1 protein-coding gene is annotated in these 464 nt (G+C 65.5%); it reads left to right on the forward strand.

What is annotated here, in order from left to right:
• On the forward strand, window positions 1-464 hold a 464-nt coding region (locus VTU_RS34110), incomplete at both ends, for an S-layer family protein (RefSeq protein WP_010108901.1).

The raw sequence follows: 464 nt of genomic DNA on the forward strand, positions 1-464 counted from the left end.
CCGGCTCAGATCAAGGCCGCTGGCTACACCACCGTCATGGCCACCGGCGCCGTGCGCGCTCCGGACAACCAGCTGTTTACGCTGAACCACTTGCCGCGCGCTGCGCTGGTCGAGACCGACCCGGCCTTCACCAACTACCGCACCTGGATCAGCAGCGCCTACATGCTCACGCAGCTGAGCATCAACCCCGAACGCACTCTGAAGTTGTACGGCGACGGCTTTGCCGAGCAGCGCCTGATCGACGATCAGATCATGGCGCTGACGGGGCGCCGCTTCCTGTCCAACTACCAAAGTACCGAAGACGAGTACCAGGACCTGCTGGACGCGGGCGTGATGTTCGCGCAGCGCTACCAGCTGTCTCCGGGCGTGGCCTTGTCCGCCGAGCAAATGGCGCTGCTGACCACCGACATCGTGTGGCTGCAGGCCCGCGAGACCCGCCTGCCCGATGGCAGCACCGTCCAGAC

This window comes from Verminephrobacter aporrectodeae subsp. tuberculatae At4 (genome assembly GCF_000193225.1).
Taxonomy (GTDB): domain Bacteria; phylum Pseudomonadota; class Gammaproteobacteria; order Burkholderiales; family Burkholderiaceae_C; genus Acidovorax; species Acidovorax aporrectodeae.